At 71.7% G+C, this 15,699-nt stretch carries 13 protein-coding genes; 9 read left to right on the top strand and 4 right to left on the bottom strand.

Translation table 11 applies throughout. From position 1 onward, the window contains the following. Positions 1-562 precede the first annotated feature (562 nt). The 6 genes from rpsB (at position 563) to rlmN (ending at position 6,831) form a co-directional block, all read left to right on the top strand. The gene (rpsB, locus tag AC067J_RS37845) at positions 563-1,453 is read left to right on the top strand and encodes a 30S ribosomal protein S2 (protein ID WP_478307213.1); all 891 of its coding nucleotides are present in this window, start codon (positions 563-565) and stop codon (positions 1,451-1,453) included. A 129-nt stretch (positions 1,454-1,582) separates the two neighbouring features. Continuing rightward, positions 1,583-2,422 carry a translation elongation factor Ts gene (gene tsf / locus AC067J_RS37840; protein WP_478307211.1) on the top strand — a complete coding sequence of 280 codons (840 nt, stop codon included), beginning with the start codon at positions 1,583-1,585 and terminating at the stop codon, positions 2,420-2,422. Positions 2,423-2,682: 260 nt separating this feature from the next. After that, positions 2,683-3,447, top strand: a complete 765-nt coding sequence (gene pyrH, locus AC067J_RS37835; RefSeq protein WP_478307209.1) for a UMP kinase — start codon at positions 2,683-2,685, stop codon at positions 3,445-3,447. 118 nt (positions 3,448-3,565) lie between these two features. Continuing rightward, positions 3,566-4,123: a ribosome recycling factor gene (frr, locus tag AC067J_RS37830; protein WP_478307207.1), complete on the top strand. Its 558-nt coding sequence runs from the start codon at positions 3,566-3,568 to the stop codon at positions 4,121-4,123. 353 nt (positions 4,124-4,476) lie between these two features. After that, a complete protein-coding gene (locus AC067J_RS37825; protein ID WP_478307205.1) occupies positions 4,477-5,646 on the top strand; it encodes a phosphatidate cytidylyltransferase in 1,170 nt (389 codons plus the stop codon). Between the two features lie 84 nt (positions 5,647-5,730). Further along, complete coding sequence (gene rlmN, locus AC067J_RS37820; protein ID WP_478307203.1) at positions 5,731-6,831, top strand: dual-specificity RNA methyltransferase RlmN; 1,101 nt, start codon at positions 5,731-5,733, stop codon at positions 6,829-6,831. A gap of 105 nt (positions 6,832-6,936) precedes the next feature. On the opposite strand, the gene AC067J_RS37815 is transcribed toward rlmN, so the two are convergent. The 4 genes from AC067J_RS37815 to AC067J_RS37800 all read right to left on the bottom strand — a co-directional run bounded on the left by AC067J_RS37815 (position 6,937) and on the right by AC067J_RS37800 (position 11,002). Then, the gene (locus tag AC067J_RS37815) at positions 6,937-8,088 is read right to left on the bottom strand and encodes a hypothetical protein (RefSeq protein ID WP_478307201.1); all 1,152 of its coding nucleotides are present in this window, start codon (positions 8,086-8,088) and stop codon (positions 6,937-6,939) included. Positions 8,089-8,128: 40 nt separating this feature from the next. Next, complete coding sequence (locus tag AC067J_RS37810; protein WP_478307200.1) at positions 8,129-8,896, bottom strand: ABC transporter ATP-binding protein; 768 nt, start codon at positions 8,894-8,896, stop codon at positions 8,129-8,131. A gap of 241 nt (positions 8,897-9,137) precedes the next feature. Next, positions 9,138-10,532: an aspartate aminotransferase family protein gene (locus AC067J_RS37805; RefSeq protein WP_478307198.1), complete on the bottom strand. Its 1,395-nt coding sequence runs from the start codon at positions 10,530-10,532 to the stop codon at positions 9,138-9,140. Continuing rightward, positions 10,529-11,002: an Lrp/AsnC family transcriptional regulator gene (locus tag AC067J_RS37800; RefSeq protein WP_030306695.1), complete on the bottom strand. Its 474-nt coding sequence runs from the start codon at positions 11,000-11,002 to the stop codon at positions 10,529-10,531. The genes AC067J_RS37805 and AC067J_RS37800 overlap by 4 nt, the downstream gene beginning before the upstream one ends. Positions 11,003-11,252: 250 nt before the next feature. On the opposite strand from AC067J_RS37800, the gene AC067J_RS37795 reads away from it, so the two are divergent. The 3 genes from AC067J_RS37795 to AC067J_RS37785 all read left to right on the top strand — a co-directional run bounded on the left by AC067J_RS37795 (position 11,253) and on the right by AC067J_RS37785 (position 15,564). Then, the gene (locus AC067J_RS37795) at positions 11,253-12,746 is read left to right on the top strand and encodes a gamma-aminobutyraldehyde dehydrogenase (protein WP_478307196.1); all 1,494 of its coding nucleotides are present in this window, start codon (positions 11,253-11,255) and stop codon (positions 12,744-12,746) included. Positions 12,747-12,900: 154 nt separating this feature from the next. Beyond that, a complete protein-coding gene (locus AC067J_RS37790; RefSeq protein WP_478307195.1) occupies positions 12,901-14,259 on the top strand; it encodes an aminotransferase class III-fold pyridoxal phosphate-dependent enzyme in 1,359 nt (452 codons plus the stop codon). 135 nt (positions 14,260-14,394) lie between these two features. Further along, positions 14,395-15,564: a polyamine ABC transporter substrate-binding protein gene (locus AC067J_RS37785; protein ID WP_478307193.1), complete on the top strand. Its 1,170-nt coding sequence runs from the start codon at positions 14,395-14,397 to the stop codon at positions 15,562-15,564. The last annotated feature ends 135 nt before the right edge of the window (positions 15,565-15,699 follow it).

The following is a 15,699-nucleotide window of genomic DNA, read 5'->3' as shown; positions in this document are numbered from 1 at the left end:
GCGGCCGTCCCTCCGACGGGTGTACGCCGCAGGGTGTGCGTGGGGCCGACGGGCCGCTCCCGGCCCGGCCGGCTCCCGGCAGGCTCTTGACCGGAGCCGGACCGGAGCCGGACCGGAGCCCTCGCCCGGTCCCGTTCCCCGTGGCCACCGGACCGGCCCGAAGCCCCACCCGCACCACCGGCCGGACCACCGCCCGCAGCCCTGTCCGGGGCCGCCCGGCTCCCGTGGAGTCGCTCGGTGCTCGGCGCTTCCCGTACACTTCACACGCGACCCGGTCCGCCGGGTCGACTTCGCACGCCCCGCCACCGGTGGAAAGAAGCGGCCCGGCCGCCCCCTCCGCCAGGTGCGAGTGCCGCTCGGTCCGCCGAGCCCGGACGGTCCCCGGACCGCACGGGTGGAAGCGGCTCGGCACGTTCGGGGCGTCAGGCGTGGCTGTCACCTGGCTGCCACGGACAAAACCGAGCCTGACCCGGCCGTTCGCAGACGCCGAGCGGGGAGCGCCACCGCGCCTACCGCGACGCAGCTGCACCAGAGCCGGGCGCAACACCTGAGGAGCACGGCTATGGCCGTCGTCACGATGCGGGAGCTGCTTGAGAGCGGCGTCCACTTCGGTCACCAGACCCGCCGCTGGAACCCGAAGATGAAGCGCTTCATCATCACCGAGCGCAACGGCATCTACATCATCGACCTCCTGCAGTCGCTGAACTACATCGACCGCGCCTTCGAGTTCATCAAGGAGACCGTTGCCCACGGCGGCAGCGTCCTCTTCGTCGGCACGAAGAAGCAGGCCCAGGAGGCCATCGCCGAGCAGGCCACCCGCGTGGGCATGCCCTACGTGAACCAGCGCTGGCTCGGCGGCATGCTGACCAACTTCTCGACCGTCTACAAGCGCCTGCAGCGTCTCAAGGAGCTGGGCGAGCTGGACTTCGCGGACGTGGCCGGCTCCGGCCTCACCAAGAAGGAGCTCCTGGTCCTCCAGCGCGAGCACGACAAGCTGGAGAAGACCCTCGGCGGTATCCGTGACATGCAGCGCGTTCCCAGCGCTGTCTGGATCGTGGACACCAAGAAGGAGCACATCGCGGTCGGCGAGGCCCGGAAGCTCAACATCCCGGTCGTCGCCATCCTCGACACCAACTGCGACCCCGACGAGGTCGACTACAAGATCCCGGGCAACGACGACGCGATCCGCTCCGTCACCCTGCTGACCCGTGTGATCGCCGACGCCGTCGCCGAGGGCCTCAAGTCCCGCGCGGGTGTCGCCAAGGGCGACGCGAAGGCCGAGCCGGGCGCCGACCAGCCGCTGGCCGACTGGGAGAAGGACATCCTCGAGGGCGAGAAGAAGGCCGAGGAGGCCCCCGCCGCCGAGGCCGAGGTCGAGGCCACCGAGGCTCCGGCCACCGAGGCTCCGGCCGCCGAGGCCCCCGCTGCCGAGGCTCCGGCCGAGCAGGCCTGACGTACCAAGGGTGAGGGGCACCCGCCGGTACGACACCGGTCGGTGCCCCTCTCTCCCGTGCCCGGGCCGAACCAGCGGCCCCGGTGCAACCCCACGCAGACACGCGAGACGCGAGAAGAGATTCACACCATGGCGAACTTCACCGCCGCGGACGTCAAGAAGCTCCGTGAGCTCACCGGCGCCGGCATGATGGACTGCAAGAAGGCCCTGGACGAGGCCGAGGGCAACGTCGAGAAGGCCGTCGAGCTCCTGCGCATCAAGGGCCAGAAGGGCGTTGCCAAGCGCGAGGGCCGTGACGCCTCCAACGGCGCCGTCGCCGCGCTGATCGCCGAGGACAAGAAGTCCGGCGTTCTGGTCGAGCTGAACTGCGAGACCGACTTCGTCGCCAAGGGTGACAACTTCGTGAAGGTCGCCGACGCGATCGCCGCCCACGTCGCCAAGACCGCCCCGGCCGACCTGGACGCCGCCCTGGCCTCCGAGATCGAGGCCGGCAAGACCGTCCAGCAGTTCGTGGACGAGGCCAACGCGACCCTGGGTGAGAAGATCGTCTTCCGCCGCTTCGCGCAGTTCGACGGTGACGGCTTCGTCGCGGTCTACCTGCACAAGACCAGCCCCGACCTGCCGCCGGCCGTCGGCGTCCTGGTCGAGCTGGACAAGGAGAACGCCGAGGTCGCCAAGGACGTCGCGCAGCACATCGCCGCGTTCGCGCCGAAGTACCTGTCCCGCGAGGACATCCCGGCCGCGGACCTGGAGAACGAGCGCCGCGTCGCCGAGGCCACCGCTCGCGAGGAGGGCAAGCCGGAGGCCGCCCTGCCGAAGATCGTCGAGGGTCGCGTCACCGGCTTCGTGAAGGAGAACTCCGTCCTGGAGCAGGCCTTCGCGAAGGACAACAAGAAGAGCGTCGCCAAGGTTCTCGAGGAGAACGGCGTCACCCTCAAGCGCTTCGCCCGCTTCCGCGTCGGCGCCTGAGCCACGTTCCACCGGACTCCCGGCGAGCTTAGGCTGGGAACCGCCCCCGCCCGCTGACCAGGGCGGGAGGGACGCGCCGAACGGGCTCACCCAGCGCCACAACCATGGGCGGGTCGCGTCGGCAGCATGAACGACGAGGAGGCCATTGCCGTGCAGGACACCGAACCGGTTCCCGCGGCAGTGGCCTCCTCGCGTGTACGCGCAGGTCGGGGATCCGCACATCCACGCCTGTGAACCAGTAGGTGTAGAAGGAGAAGTCCATGCAGGAGACGCAGGAGACCGCGCGGGACACCCAGGCCGGTTCGCGTCGCCGGGTGCTGCTGAAGCTGTCCGGTGAGGCGTTCGCCGGTGGCGGCGGACTCGGCGTCGACCCCGACGTCGTGCACGCGATCGCCCGCGAGATCGCCACGGTCGTCCGTGCCGGCACCGAGGTCGCGGTGGTCATCGGCGGCGGTAACTTCTTCCGCGGCGCGGAGCTGCAGGTCCGCGGTATGGACCGGGCCCGCTCGGACTACATGGGCATGCTCGGCACGGTCATGAACTGCCTCGCGCTCCAGGACTTCCTGGTCAAGGAGGGCATCGAGACCCGGGTCCAGACCGCCATCACCATGGGCCAGGTCGCCGAGCCGTACCTGCCCCTGCGCGCCGTCCGGCACCTGGAGAAGGGCCGTGTGGTGATCTTCGGCGCCGGTATGGGCATGCCGTACTTCTCCACCGACACCACGGCCGTCCAGCGGGCCCTGGAGATCCACGCCGACGTGCTGCTGATGGGCAAGAACGGCGTGGACGGCGTCTACGACTCCGACCCCCGGACCAACCCGGACGCGGTCAAGTTCGACGCGCTCGAGTACTCCGAGGTCATCGCCCGCGACCTCAAGGTCGCCGACCTCACCGCGATCACGTTGTGCAAGGACAACAATCTGCCGATGCTGGTCTTCGAGCTGCTGGCGGAGGGCAATATCGCGCGCGCGGTGAAGAGTGAGAAGATCGGCACACTCATCAGCCAGGATTCTGTCCGGGCCTGAGCAGCAACCAGCCGTACGCGTCGGCGTCGATCGGGCGTGGTCGGCGTGATCACCTCGACCGGGCGCGACGCCGATACCGGTCGGGACAACCGCAGATGAACCGGACAGGGAGTACACAGTGATCGAAGAGACCCTCCTCGAGGCCGAGGAGAAGATGGAGAAGGCCGTCACCGTCGCGAAGGACGACCTCGCGGCGATCCGAACCGGCCGTGCCCACCCGGCGATGTTCGCCAAGATCGTGGCCGAGTACTACGGCACCGTGACGCCGATCAACCAGCTGGCCTCCTTCTCCGTGCCGGAGCCGCGGATGGCGGTCGTCTCGCCGTTCGACAAGACCGCGCTGAAGGCCATCGAGCAGGCGATCCGCGACTCCGACCTGGGCGTCAACCCGTCCAACGACGGTTCCATCATCCGGGTGGTGCTGCCCGAGCTCACCGAGGAGCGCCGCCGGGAGTTCATCAAGATCGCCCGCGGCAAGGGCGAGGACTCCAAGGTCTCGATCCGCGCCGTGCGCCGCAAGGCCAAGGACGCCATCGACAAGCTGGTCAAGGACGGCGAGGTCGGCGAGGACGAGGGCCGCCGCGCGGAGAAGGAGCTCGACGACACCACGGCCAAGTACGTGGCCACCGTCGACGAGCTGCTGAAGCACAAGGAAGCCGAGCTGCTCGAAGTCTGATGAACGACGCCCCTGACGCCCCTGGCTATTGGGGCCCATCCGACCAGCAGTTCCAGCCGTACCAGCCTGCGCAGGCACCGAACGCGCCTGCGCAGGCCCCCGGCACGGCGGCGCCCGCGCCCGGTGCGCAGGCGCCCGCGTCCCACCGGGAGCCCCCGGGGCAGCACACGGCCCCGGCGCAGCCGCGCGGCCGGCACGGCGCTCCGCAGCAGTACGACCCCCCGCAGCAGTACGGGGCCCAGGAGCACTACGGGGCCCCGGAACAGCACGGCACGGGTGACCCCGGCCACCGAACGGGTCACTCCCAGCAGTCTCCGGTGTACTGGGGCGCCGACGCGGAGGAGACTCAGGTCATGCGTCCCGTACCGGCCGACGCCGGTCCCCGGCCGGGGACCCGGCCAGGGCCCGACCCCGCCGAGGGGCCGGCCCGGGAAGCCGGCCGGCTGAGCGGCCCGCTGTTCCGGGACGAGCAGCCCGGGCCGGCGGAACCGGGCTCGTCGGAGACGGTCGTGCTGCGCGCGATCACCGACGACCAGGCCCCCGCTCCCGGTGGCCGGCCGCACCCGGGCGCCGCGGCGTACCCGGCGCCGCCGGGCCGCTCGGCGGTGCCGGGTCACCCTGCGGCGGGGCAGCCCCACCCCGTGCCGTCGTCCCACCCAGGGCAGGAGACACCCGTGGCCCAGCCCGACCCGCAGCCGCAACAGCGCAAGCAGCGCGGTGGTCGCAACCTCCAGGCCGCGATAGGCGTGGGTGTCGGCCTCGGTGCGGTGATCATCGCCTCGTTGTTCGTCGTCAAGGCACTGTTCCTGGTCGTGGTGATCGCGGCGGTGTCGGTCGGTGTCTGGGAGCTGACCAGCCGGCTGGCCGACCGCAAGGAGATCAAGGCGCCGCTGGTCCCGCTGGTCGCGGGCGGCATCGCGATGGTCGCCACCGGCTACTGGTCGGGCATCCAGTGGGCGGCCGCCTCGCTCGCGCTGACCGGACTGGCGGTGATGGTCTGGCGGATGGCCGAGCCGCCGGAGAACTACCTGCGGGACATAACGGCGGGCATCTTCACCGCCTTCTACGTCCCGTTCCTGGCCACCTTCGTGGCGATGATGCTGGCGGCCGACGACGGTCCGCAGCGGATCGTGCTCTTCCTGATCGTCACGGTCTGCAGCGACACCGGTGCCTACGCGGTCGGCTACAAGTTCGGCAAGACCAAGCTGGCGCCGACGATCAGCCCGGGCAAGACCCGCGAGGGCCTGGCCGGCGGCATCGGCCTGTCGATGCTGGCGGGCGCGCTGCTGATGCAGTTCGTGATCGACGACGGCAGCTGGTGGCAGGGCCTGATCCTGGGCGGCTGCGCGGCGGTCACCGCGACCCTGGGGGACCTGGGCGAGTCGATGATCAAGCGCGACCTCGGGATCAAGGACATGGGCACGCTGCTGCCCGGTCACGGCGGCATCATGGACCGGCTGGACTCGCTGCTGCCGACCGCCCCGGTGGTCTGGCTGCTGCTGGCGGCCTTCGTCGGAAGCTGATCCCGGAGCAGGGACAAGGGCTGTGGGCAGGGCCCCGGACGCCAGGCGTCCGGGGCCTTCGCGGTCTGCGACACTGGATGGACCATGCCTAAGCCCGGAGAACTCACCTTTGTCGCGCCGCGCGGCGCAAAGCCCCCGCGACACCTCGCCGACCTGAGCCCCGCCGAGCGCAAGGAGGCCGTCGCCGAGCTGGGCGAGCAGCCGTTCCGCGCGAAGCAGCTCTCCAACCACTACTTCGGCCGGATGTCGAACGACCCGGCGGGCTGGACGGACATCCCCGCCGCCAGCCGGGAGAAGCTCACCGAGGGCCTGCTGCCCGAGCTGATGTCGGTCGTCCGGCACGTGTCCTGCGACGACGACAACACCCGCAAGACGCTCTGGAAGCTCTTCGACGGGACGCTCGTCGAGTCGGTGCTGATGCGCTACCCGGACCGGGTCACCATGTGCATCAGCTCGCAGGCCGGCTGCGGCATGAACTGCCCGTTCTGCGCGACCGGCCAGGCCGGGCTGACCCGGAACCTCTCCACCGCCGAGATCGTCGAGCAGATCGCCGCCGGGATGCGCGCGCTCAAGGCCGGCGAGATCCCGGGCGGCGAGGCCCGGCTCTCCAACGTGGTCTTCATGGGCATGGGCGAGCCGCTGGCCAACTACAACCGGGTGCTGGCCTCGATCCGCCGCCTCACCGACCCGGCGCCGGACGGCTTCGGCCTCTCCCAGCGCGGCATCACGGTCTCCACCGTCGGGCTGGTCCCGGCGATGAACCGGCTGGCGGACGAGGGCCTCAGCTGCCGCCTGGCGCTCTCGCTGCACGCTCCGGACGACGAGCTGCGCGACGAGCTGGTGCCCGTCAACACCCGGTGGAAGGTCGCCGAGGTGCTGGACGCGGCGTGGAACTACGCGGAGAAGTCCGGCCGCCGGATCTCCATCGAGTACGCGCTGATCAAGGACATCAACGACCAGGCGTGGCGGGCGGACCTGCTCGGCCGGCTGATCAAGAACCACCGGGTGCACGTCAACCTGATCCCGCTGAACCCGACCCCGGGCTCCAAGTGGACGGCCTCCCGGCCGGAGGACGAGCGCGAGTTCGTCCGTCGGCTGCAGTCGCACGGCGTGCCGACCACCGTCCGCGACACCCGCGGCCAGGAGATCGACGGCGCCTGCGGCCAGCTCGCCGCGGCGGGCTGAGCCGGAGCGGCCGACCGGACGCCCCGGCCGGAGTGCCCGGACCGGAACGACCGGACCGGGCAGCCCGACCGGAGCGGACGTCCGGAGTGACCGGGACCGGCGGGGTCAGCGCAGCCCGGCCGCGGCCAGCGCCGCGGTGGCCCCGCCGGTGAGCAGCAGGACCGTACCGACCATCAGGGTCCGCAGGGCGACGGCGCCGAACAGTATCCGCGGCGCGACGCCGAGCCGCAGCAGTGCCTCGGTGACCCCCCGGCGGGAGGTGCGCAGTTCGGCCAGCCGGGCCGCCACGGCGGCCGCCGCGCAGCCGAGTACCAGGGCGGCCTCGACCGCGGGCAGGACGTCGGCGCTGCCGGGCTCGCCGATCCAGTAGCGGATGGTGGTGAGCACCACCGCGAGCGCCAGGGTGAGCACGGCGAGCGGCGGCCCGAGCCGGCGGGCCTGTGCGGTCAGGCCGCGTCCGGCGAGCAGGCGAAGCGGGGTGGGCCGACCGAGCGCGAGCAGCCGTCCGGCCCAGCCGAGCAGCGGTCCGGTGAGCAGTGCGACGCCCAGCGCGCTCGCGAGCCAGCCGCCGAGCGCGGCGGTGCTGGTGGTGCCGAGCCCGGCCGGCAGGTGGATCGGGCGGCCGTCGGCGGCGGCGCCGGGCCGGAGGGCGATCAGTTCGAGCGCCAGGCCGATCACGGCCAGGCCGACCGGCAGGGCGAGCCGCCACCGGCCGAAGCCGGTCGGCTCCGGCCCGGAGCGGCCCGGCAGGGCCTCGGCGTGCGAGACCGCGCCGGCCGCGGCGATCCCGGCGGTGAGCGGGACGAGGGCGAGCAGGGTGACCGGCGCGGCGGCCGGGAGCGGCACACCCATGCCGAGTTCGTCGGCGAGCGCCGGACCGGCGATGTCGTTGCGCAGCACCAGGAAGAGCAGCAGGGTCAGGACGGCGCCGGCGCCGCAGGCCAGCGCGACCTCGCCGGCGATCAGGACCCGGATCCGGGTGGAGCCGGCGCCGGCGGCGGTGAGGCCGGTGATCCGTTCGGGCCGCCGGGCCGGGACGGCGCGGGCGGCGACGGCGGCGAACCACGCGACCGCGGCCAGCGGCGGGAGGCACCAGAGCAGTCGGACCAGGGCCTCGCCGCTGCCGAGCGGGTCGCTCATCGCGCGGCCGAGGGCGCGCAGCAGGAAGGCGGCGACGACCGCGCCGGCCAGGGCGGTCAGCAGCCAGCGGCCGAGGTCGAGGGCCCGGTAGCCCCGGGCCAGACGGAGATAGAACACGTCGACTCTTTCAGCGGCAGGCGGCAGGCGGCAGGCGGCGTCAGCGGCCGGTGGCCGGGACGACGGAGGGCCCGGCAGCTCCGGCGGCTCCGGCAGCCCCGGGGACGCCGCGCGGCACGGGCGCGGCCGGGGCGGTGAGCCGTCCGTCGACGAGCGCGACCGCGCGGTCCGCGTACCGGACGAGCTCGGGGTCGTGGGTGGCCAGGACGAGGGTGAGCTGGTGCGAGCGGGCCGCGCTGGTCAGTATCCGCAGGACCTGTTCGGCGGTCTCGCGGTGCAGCGGAGCGGTCGGGTCGTCGGCGAAGACGACCGGCGGCAGCGGGGCGAGCGCGCGGGCGACGGCGACCCGCTGGCGCTGGCCCTGGACCAGGCGCTCCGGCCGGACCTTGGCGAGCTCGCCGATGTCGAGCCGCTCCAGCCACTCGTCGGCGGCGGTGTAGGCGGCCTTGCCGCCGGCCCCGGCGAGGAGGAGCGGCAGGGCGACGTTCTCGCGGGCGGTCAGTTCGGGCACCAGGTGCGGCTCCGAGCCGACGAAGCCGAAGCGGTCGCGGCGGAGCCGTTCCCGGCCGGCCCGGCCGAGGGTGTGCACGGGGGAGCTGTTGAACCAGACCTCGCCCTCGTCGACCGGGAGGAGCGCGGAGAGGCAGCCGAGCAGCGTGCTCTTGCCGGAGCCGCGCGGGCCGGTGACGGCGAGCACCTCGCCCTCCCGGACGCCGAGCGAGACGCCGCGCAGGGCGGGGGTGCCGTGATGGGACTTGACGATCTCCCGGGCCCACAGCACGTCGTTGTCAGGAGGGGCCGCTGACATGAGGTTCCATCCTGGGTGGCCGCAGGGATATGACAGTCGTCAGATTAGAACGATCGGGCCTGGGCGCGGGTGCGGCACACTGGTCCATCAGGGGCAAATCACCCGTAATCAGGCGTGTTTGATCGAGGAACCGGTCGAGGAAACCGTCGGGCGGGGAGCAGACGCCGGGAAACGCCGCAGGGCGGCCCCGCGGGAAGCGGGACCGCCCTGCGGCGGAGGGTGGGGAAGAAAGCTCGGATCGTCAGATCTTCGCCCACGCGTCGGTGAGGCTGGTCCGCAGGATCTGCTCGATCTCGTCGAAGGTCGACTGGTCGGAGATCAGCGGCGGGGCCAGCTGGACGACCGGGTCGCCACGGTCGTCGGCGCGGCAGTACAGGCCGTTGTCGAAGAGCGCCTTCGACAGGAAGCCGTAGAGCACGCGCTCGACCTCGTCGTCGTTGAACGACTCCTTGGTGACCTTGTCCTTCACGAGCTCGATGCCGTAGAAGTACCCGTTGCCGCGGACGTCGCCGACGATCGGCAGCTCGCGCAGCTTGTTCAGGGTGCCCAGGAACTTCGACTCGTTGTCGAGGACGTGCTGGTTCAGGCCCTCGCGCTCGAAGATGTCGAGGTTGGCCAGCGCGACCGCGGAGGAGACCGGGTGGCCACCGAAGGTGTAGCCGTGCAGGAAGGTGTTGTCACCCTTGTAGAACGGCTCGGCGATGCGGTCCGAGATGATCGTGGCGCCGATCGGGGAGTAGCCCGAGGTCATGCCCTTGGCGCAGGTGATCATGTCGGGCTGGTAGCCGAACTTGTCGGCGCCGAACATGGTGCCGAGGCGGCCGAAGGCGCAGATGACCTCGTCCGAGACCAGCAGCACGTCGTGGCGGTCGCAGATCTCGCGCAGGCGCTGGAAGTACCCGGGCGGCGGCGGGAAGCAGCCACCGGCGTTCTGCACCGGCTCGACGAAGACGGCGGCGACGGTCTCGGCGCCCTCGTTGAGGATCGCGACCTCGATCTCGTCGGCGCACCAGCGGCCGTACGCCTCGGGGTCGACCGTGCCGTCGGGGCCGGCGAGGAAGGCCGGGGCGCGGTAGATGTTGGTGTTCGGGGCCTTGTGGGTGCCCGGCACCAGCGGCTCGAACGGGGCCTTCAGGCCCGGCAGGCCGGTGATGGACAGGGCGCCCTGCGGGGTGCCGTGGTAGGCGACGGCGCGCGAGATGACCTTGTACTTGGTCGGCTTGCCGGTCAGCTTGAAGTACTGCTTGGCAAGCTTCCAGGCGGTCTCGACGGCCTCGCCGCCACCGGTGGAGAAGAAGACCTTGTTCAGGTCGCCCGGGGCGTAGTTGGCCAGGCGCTCGGCCAGCTCGACGGCCTTCGGGTGGGCGTAGCTCCACACCGGGAAGAAGGCGAGCTCCTTGGCCTGCTTGGCGGCGGCCTCGGCGAGCTCCTCACGGCCGTGGCCGGCCTGGACGACGAACAGGCCGGCGAGGCCGTCGAGGTACTTGCGTCCCTTGTCGTCCCAGACGTAGGTGCCCTCGCCCTTGACGATCGTCGGCACGGGGGAGTTCTCGTACGACGACATGCGGGTGAAGTGCATCCACAGGTGGTCGTAGGCGGTCTTGGAAAGGTCCTTCTGCGCCGGGTCGGCTGTCATCGGGTGCCCCAGGTGTAGGTCTGTTTCCGGAGCTTCAGGTAAACGAAGCTCTCGGTGCTCCGCACGCCGGGAAGCGCGCGGATGCGCTTGTTGATCATTTCGAGCAGGTGCTCGTCGTCCTCGCAGACCAGTTCGGCCAGGAGGTCGAACGAGCCTGCGGTGCAGACGACGTAGTCGACCTCGTCGAGGGCGGCCAACGCGTCGGCGACGGGCTCGATGTCGCCCTCGACCCGGATCCCGACCATCGCCTGGCGGGTGAAGCCGACGGTGAGCGGGTCCGTGACGGCGACGATCTGCATCACGCCCTGGTCGAGCAGCTTCTGGACGCGCTGCCGTACGGCTGCCTCGGACAGGCCGACGGCCTTGCCGATGGCGGCGTACGGGCGGCGCCCGTCCTCCTGGAGCTGCTCGATGATCGCCTTGGAGGCGGCGTCGAGGGGAACGCTGGCGTTCCGGTCGCGGTTGGCCACGCCGCCACTGTGCCTGATCGGGGGCACGTTCGCAAGCGTGGCAGCTGCTGATTTCGTCGTGATCTTGGAAATCGGATGCGGATTTCATCGTGTCAGCGCGGATGGTCTGTCGATACCGGCAGCAGAACGGTTAACCTGGCCCGGTACCCGCGCGGCCCCGCAGCGCCGCGAGCATTACCCCACCAGTGGACCGTGCCGCCTCCGGCGCGGCCACTCGGCGCCCTTCGTCGGCCGGACCGGCCGACGTACCATGGCGCCGGATTCTGCAACGCCGCAGGCCGAGACCGAGGAGAGACCCGTGAGCGACCTTCGCACGCTGCGCAACTACATCAACGGTGAGTTCGTCGATGCGGCGGACGGCCGCACGCTCGACATCGTCGACCCCACCACCGGCGAGGTCTACGCGACGTCCCCGCTGTCCGGTGCCTCCGACGTGGACGCCGCCATGGCCAGTGCCGAGGCCGCGTTCCCGGTCTGGCGCGACGCCACCCCGAGCACCCGGCAGAAGCTGCTGCTGAAGATCGCGGACGCGGTCGAGGCGCGCGCCGAGGAGATCGTCGACGTCGAGTGTCGCAACACCGGCAAGCCGCGGTCGCTGACCCTCTCCGAGGAGATCGGCCCGATGGTCGACCAGATCCGGTTCTTCGCCGGTGCCGCCCGCCTGCTGGAGGGCAAGGCCGCCGGTGAGTACATGGACGGCATGACCTCGATCGTCCGCCGCGAGCCGGTCGGCGTCTGCGCCCAGGTGGCGCCGTGGAACTACCCGATGATGATGGCCGTCTGGAAGTTCGCCCCGGCCATCGCCGCCGGCAACACCGTGGTGCTGAAGCCCTCCGACACCACCCCGGCCTCCACCGTGCTGCTGGCCGAGATCATCGGCGGCGTGCTCAAGGACCTGGAGCTGCCGGCCGGCGTCTTCAACGTGATCTGCGGCGACCGCGAGACCGGCCGGGCCATGGTCGAGCACCCCACCCCGGCGATGGCCTCGATCACCGGCTCGGTGCGCGCCGGCATCTCGGTCGCCGAGTCCGCCGCCAAGGACGTCAAGCGCGTCCACCTGGAGCTGGGCGGCAAGGCCCCGGTCGTGGTCTTCGAGGACGCCGACATCGCCGAGGCGGTCGAGGGCATCTCGGTGGCCGGCTTCTTCAACGCGGGCCAGGACTGCACCGCCGCCACCCGCGTGCTGGTGCACGAGTCGATCCACGACGCCTTCGTCGAGGCGCTGGCCAAGGCCGCGGCCGAGACCAAGACCGGCGGCGTGGACGACGAGGACGTGCTCTACGGCCCGCTGAACAACGCCAACCAGCTGAAGCAGGTCACCGGCTTCATCGAGCGCCTGCCGCAGCACGCCAAGGTCGAGGCCGGCGGCCACCGGGTCGGCGACAAGGGCTACTTCTACGCCCCGACCGTCGTCTCCGGGCTGAACCAGGACGACGAGATCATCCAGAACGAGGTCTTCGGCCCGGTCATCACCGTGCAGAAGTTCTCCGACGAGGACCAGGCCGTCGGCTACGCCAACGGCGTGGAGTACGCGCTGGCCTCCTCGGTGTGGACCAAGGACCACGCCCGTGCGATGCGGATGTCCCGCCGCCTCGACTTCGGCTGCGTCTGGATCAACACCCACATCCCGCTGGTCGCCGAGATGCCGCACGGTGGCTTCAAGAAGTCCGGCTACGGCAAGGACCTCTCCTCCTACGGCTTCGAGGACTACACCCGCGTGAAGCATGTCATGACCGCGATCTGACATGTGGTCTGACGAGCGCACGGTCGTGTGATCGGACCATGGGCCCGGGTCCTCGTGACCCGGGCCCTGTGTCTTTGCACCCTGTCGGCCGTTGGCGCGACCAGCTGACAGGATGAACCTGCACTTCGGAGGCGGGACTCCCTAGCCTTGCCGCATGAGCATCCCCACCGCTGACTCAGCCGCCGGCCAGGCCGTCAAGGCCGCCGACCGCGCGCACGTCTTCCACTCGTGGTCCGCCCAGGCGCTGATCGACCCCCTCGCGGTGGCGGGCGCCGAGGGCTCGTACTTCTGGGACTACGACGGCAACCGCTACCTCGACTTCTCCTCCCAGCTGGTGAACACCAACATCGGTCACCAGCACCCGAAGGTGGTCGCGGCGATCCAGGAGCAGGCGGCGAAGCTCTGCACCATCGCCCCCGGCTTCGCGGTCGAGTCGCGCAGCGAGGCCGCCCGGCTGATCGCCGAACGGACCCCGGGCGACCTCGACCGGATCTTCTTCACCAACGGCGGCGCCGAGGCCAACGAGAACGCCATCCGGCTGGCCCGGCTGCACACCGGCCGCCAGAAGGTGCTCGCCACGTACCGCTCGTACCACGGCGCCACCGCCAACGCGATCGCGCTCACCGGGGACCCGCGCCGCTGGGCCAACGAGACCGGCGTCTCCGGCATCGTGCACTTCTGGGGGCCGTACGCCTACCGCTCCAACTTCCACGCCGAGAACGAGGCGCAGGAGTGCGAGCGCGCGCTCGCGCACCTGGAGCAGGTGATCGCCTTCGAGGGGCCGGGCACCGTCGCGGCGATCATCCTGGAGACGGTGGTCGGCACCGCCGGCATCCTGGTGCCGCCGCCCGGCTACCTGGCCGGCGTCCGGGAGATCTGCGACCGCTACGGCATCGTCTTCATCCTGGACGAGGTGATGGCCGGCTTCGGCCGCACCGGCGCCTGGTTCGCCGCCGACCACTGGGACGTCACCCCCGACCTGCTCACCTTCGCCAAGGGCGTCAACTCGGGCTACGTCCCGCTCGGCGGCGTGGCGATCAGCGCGGAGATCGCCGCGACCTTCGCCGAGCGGCCGTTCCCCGGCGGGCTCACCTACTCCGGCCACCCGCTGGCCTGCGCCTCGGCGGTCGCCACCATCAACGCCATGGCGGAGGAGGGCATCGTCGAGAACGCCCGGCACATCGGCGAGACCGTGCTCGGCCCCGGGCTGCGCGAGCTGGCCGAGCGGCACCCCTCGATCGGCGAGGTGCGCGGGCTCGGCGTCTTCTGGGCGCTCGACCTGGTCAAGGACCGGGCCACCCGCGAGCCGCTGGTGCCGTACAACGCGGCCGGTGCGGCCAACGCGCCGATGGCCGAGCTGGCCGCCGCCTGCAAGCGGCGCGGGCTCTGGCCGTTCGTCAACATGAACCGGTTCCACGTCGTCCCGCCGTGCACGGTGACCGAGGAGGAGGCCAAGGCCGGCCTCGCGGTGCTCGACGAGGTGCTCACGCTGACCGACGCGCACACCGTCTGACCCGCAGGGCGGTCGGCCGGCCGCTCCGCCGACCGTTCGGCGGGGCGGCACCGCCGGCGCACGGCAGCACCAGTACCGACCGGACGGCCCCGGGCGCCCGCGCGCCCGGGGCCGCCCCACGCCCCGGAGGCCCCCATGTCCCGCACCACCCTGACCCGCCGCAGCGTGCTCGGCACCGCCGGGCTGCTCGGCGCCGGCACCCTCGCGGGCTGCGGAATCCCGTCCGCGTACGTCGCCGAGGAGCGCCGCTCCGCCCCCGACCGCTCCGGGGACGAACCGCGGCTGGTCTTCTCCAACTGGACCCAGTACATCGACGCCGACGACGACGGCCGGCGTCCGACCCTGGACGCCTTCACCGAGCGGACCGGGATCGCCGTCACCTACACCGAGGACATCAACGACAACGACGAGTTCTTCGGCAAGATGGGCCCGGTGCTGACCCAGGGCACCGACCCCGGCCGGGACCTCATGGTGGTCAGCGACTGGATGGCCGGCCGGTACGTCTCGCTGGGCTGGGTGCAGGCCCTGGACCGGGCCAACCTGCCCCACGTGGCGGCCAACCTGGACCCGCAGCTGGCCGGTCCGGCCTTCGACCCCGGGCGCCGGCGGAGCGTGCCGTGGCAGTCCGGGATCACCGGAATCGCCTACAACCGCAAGGAACTCGGCCGCGAGCTGCGCTCCACGGCCGACCTCTGGGCGCCCGACCTCAAGGGCCGGGTGACCCTGTTCGCCGGGCTGGACGAGGCGCTCGGACTGCTGATGCTCGCCCACGGCGCCGACCTCTCCGCCTTCACGGCGGACGACGCGCACCGGGCCATGGACCAGGTGCAGAGGATGGTCGACGCCCGGCACATCCGCCGCTTCACCGGCAACGACTACACCAGCGACCTGGCCTCGGGGGCCGCGCTGGCCTGCCAGGCGTACTCGGGGGACGCCGTCCAGCTGATGGCGGAGAACCCGGACCTCGACTTCGTCGTGCCGGAGGAGGGCGGCGAACTCTGGGCGGAGAGCCTGCTGGTCCCCAACCGGGCCGGGCACAAGCGCAACGCCGAGCTGCTGATCGACCACTACTACCAGCCGGAGGTGGCCGCCGAGCTGGCCCTCGCCGTGCAGTACATCTGCCCGGTGCCGGCCGCCCGCGAGGTGCTCGCCGCCAGCGGGGAGAAGGAGAAGGCGGAGCTGGCCGAGCACCCGCTGGTCTTCCCGACCGAGGACATGCGGGCCCGGCTGCACACCATGCGCGACGTCACCTCGGCCGAGCGGCCCGTCTTCCACAAGGTCTGGGGCCGGATCACCGGGGTCTGAGCCGAGCCGCCGCCGTCGGGGCCCGCCGCCCGGGCCCCGGCCACGCGACCCCGGCCACGCGACCCCGGCCACGCGACCCCGGCCACGCGACCCCGGCTACGCGACCCCGGCTACGCGACCCCGCCGCCGGGACCG

The sequence above is a fragment of the Kitasatospora sp. NPDC042419 genome (genome assembly GCF_056437345.1).
This window is presented reverse-complemented; position numbering and strand designations above follow the sequence as displayed.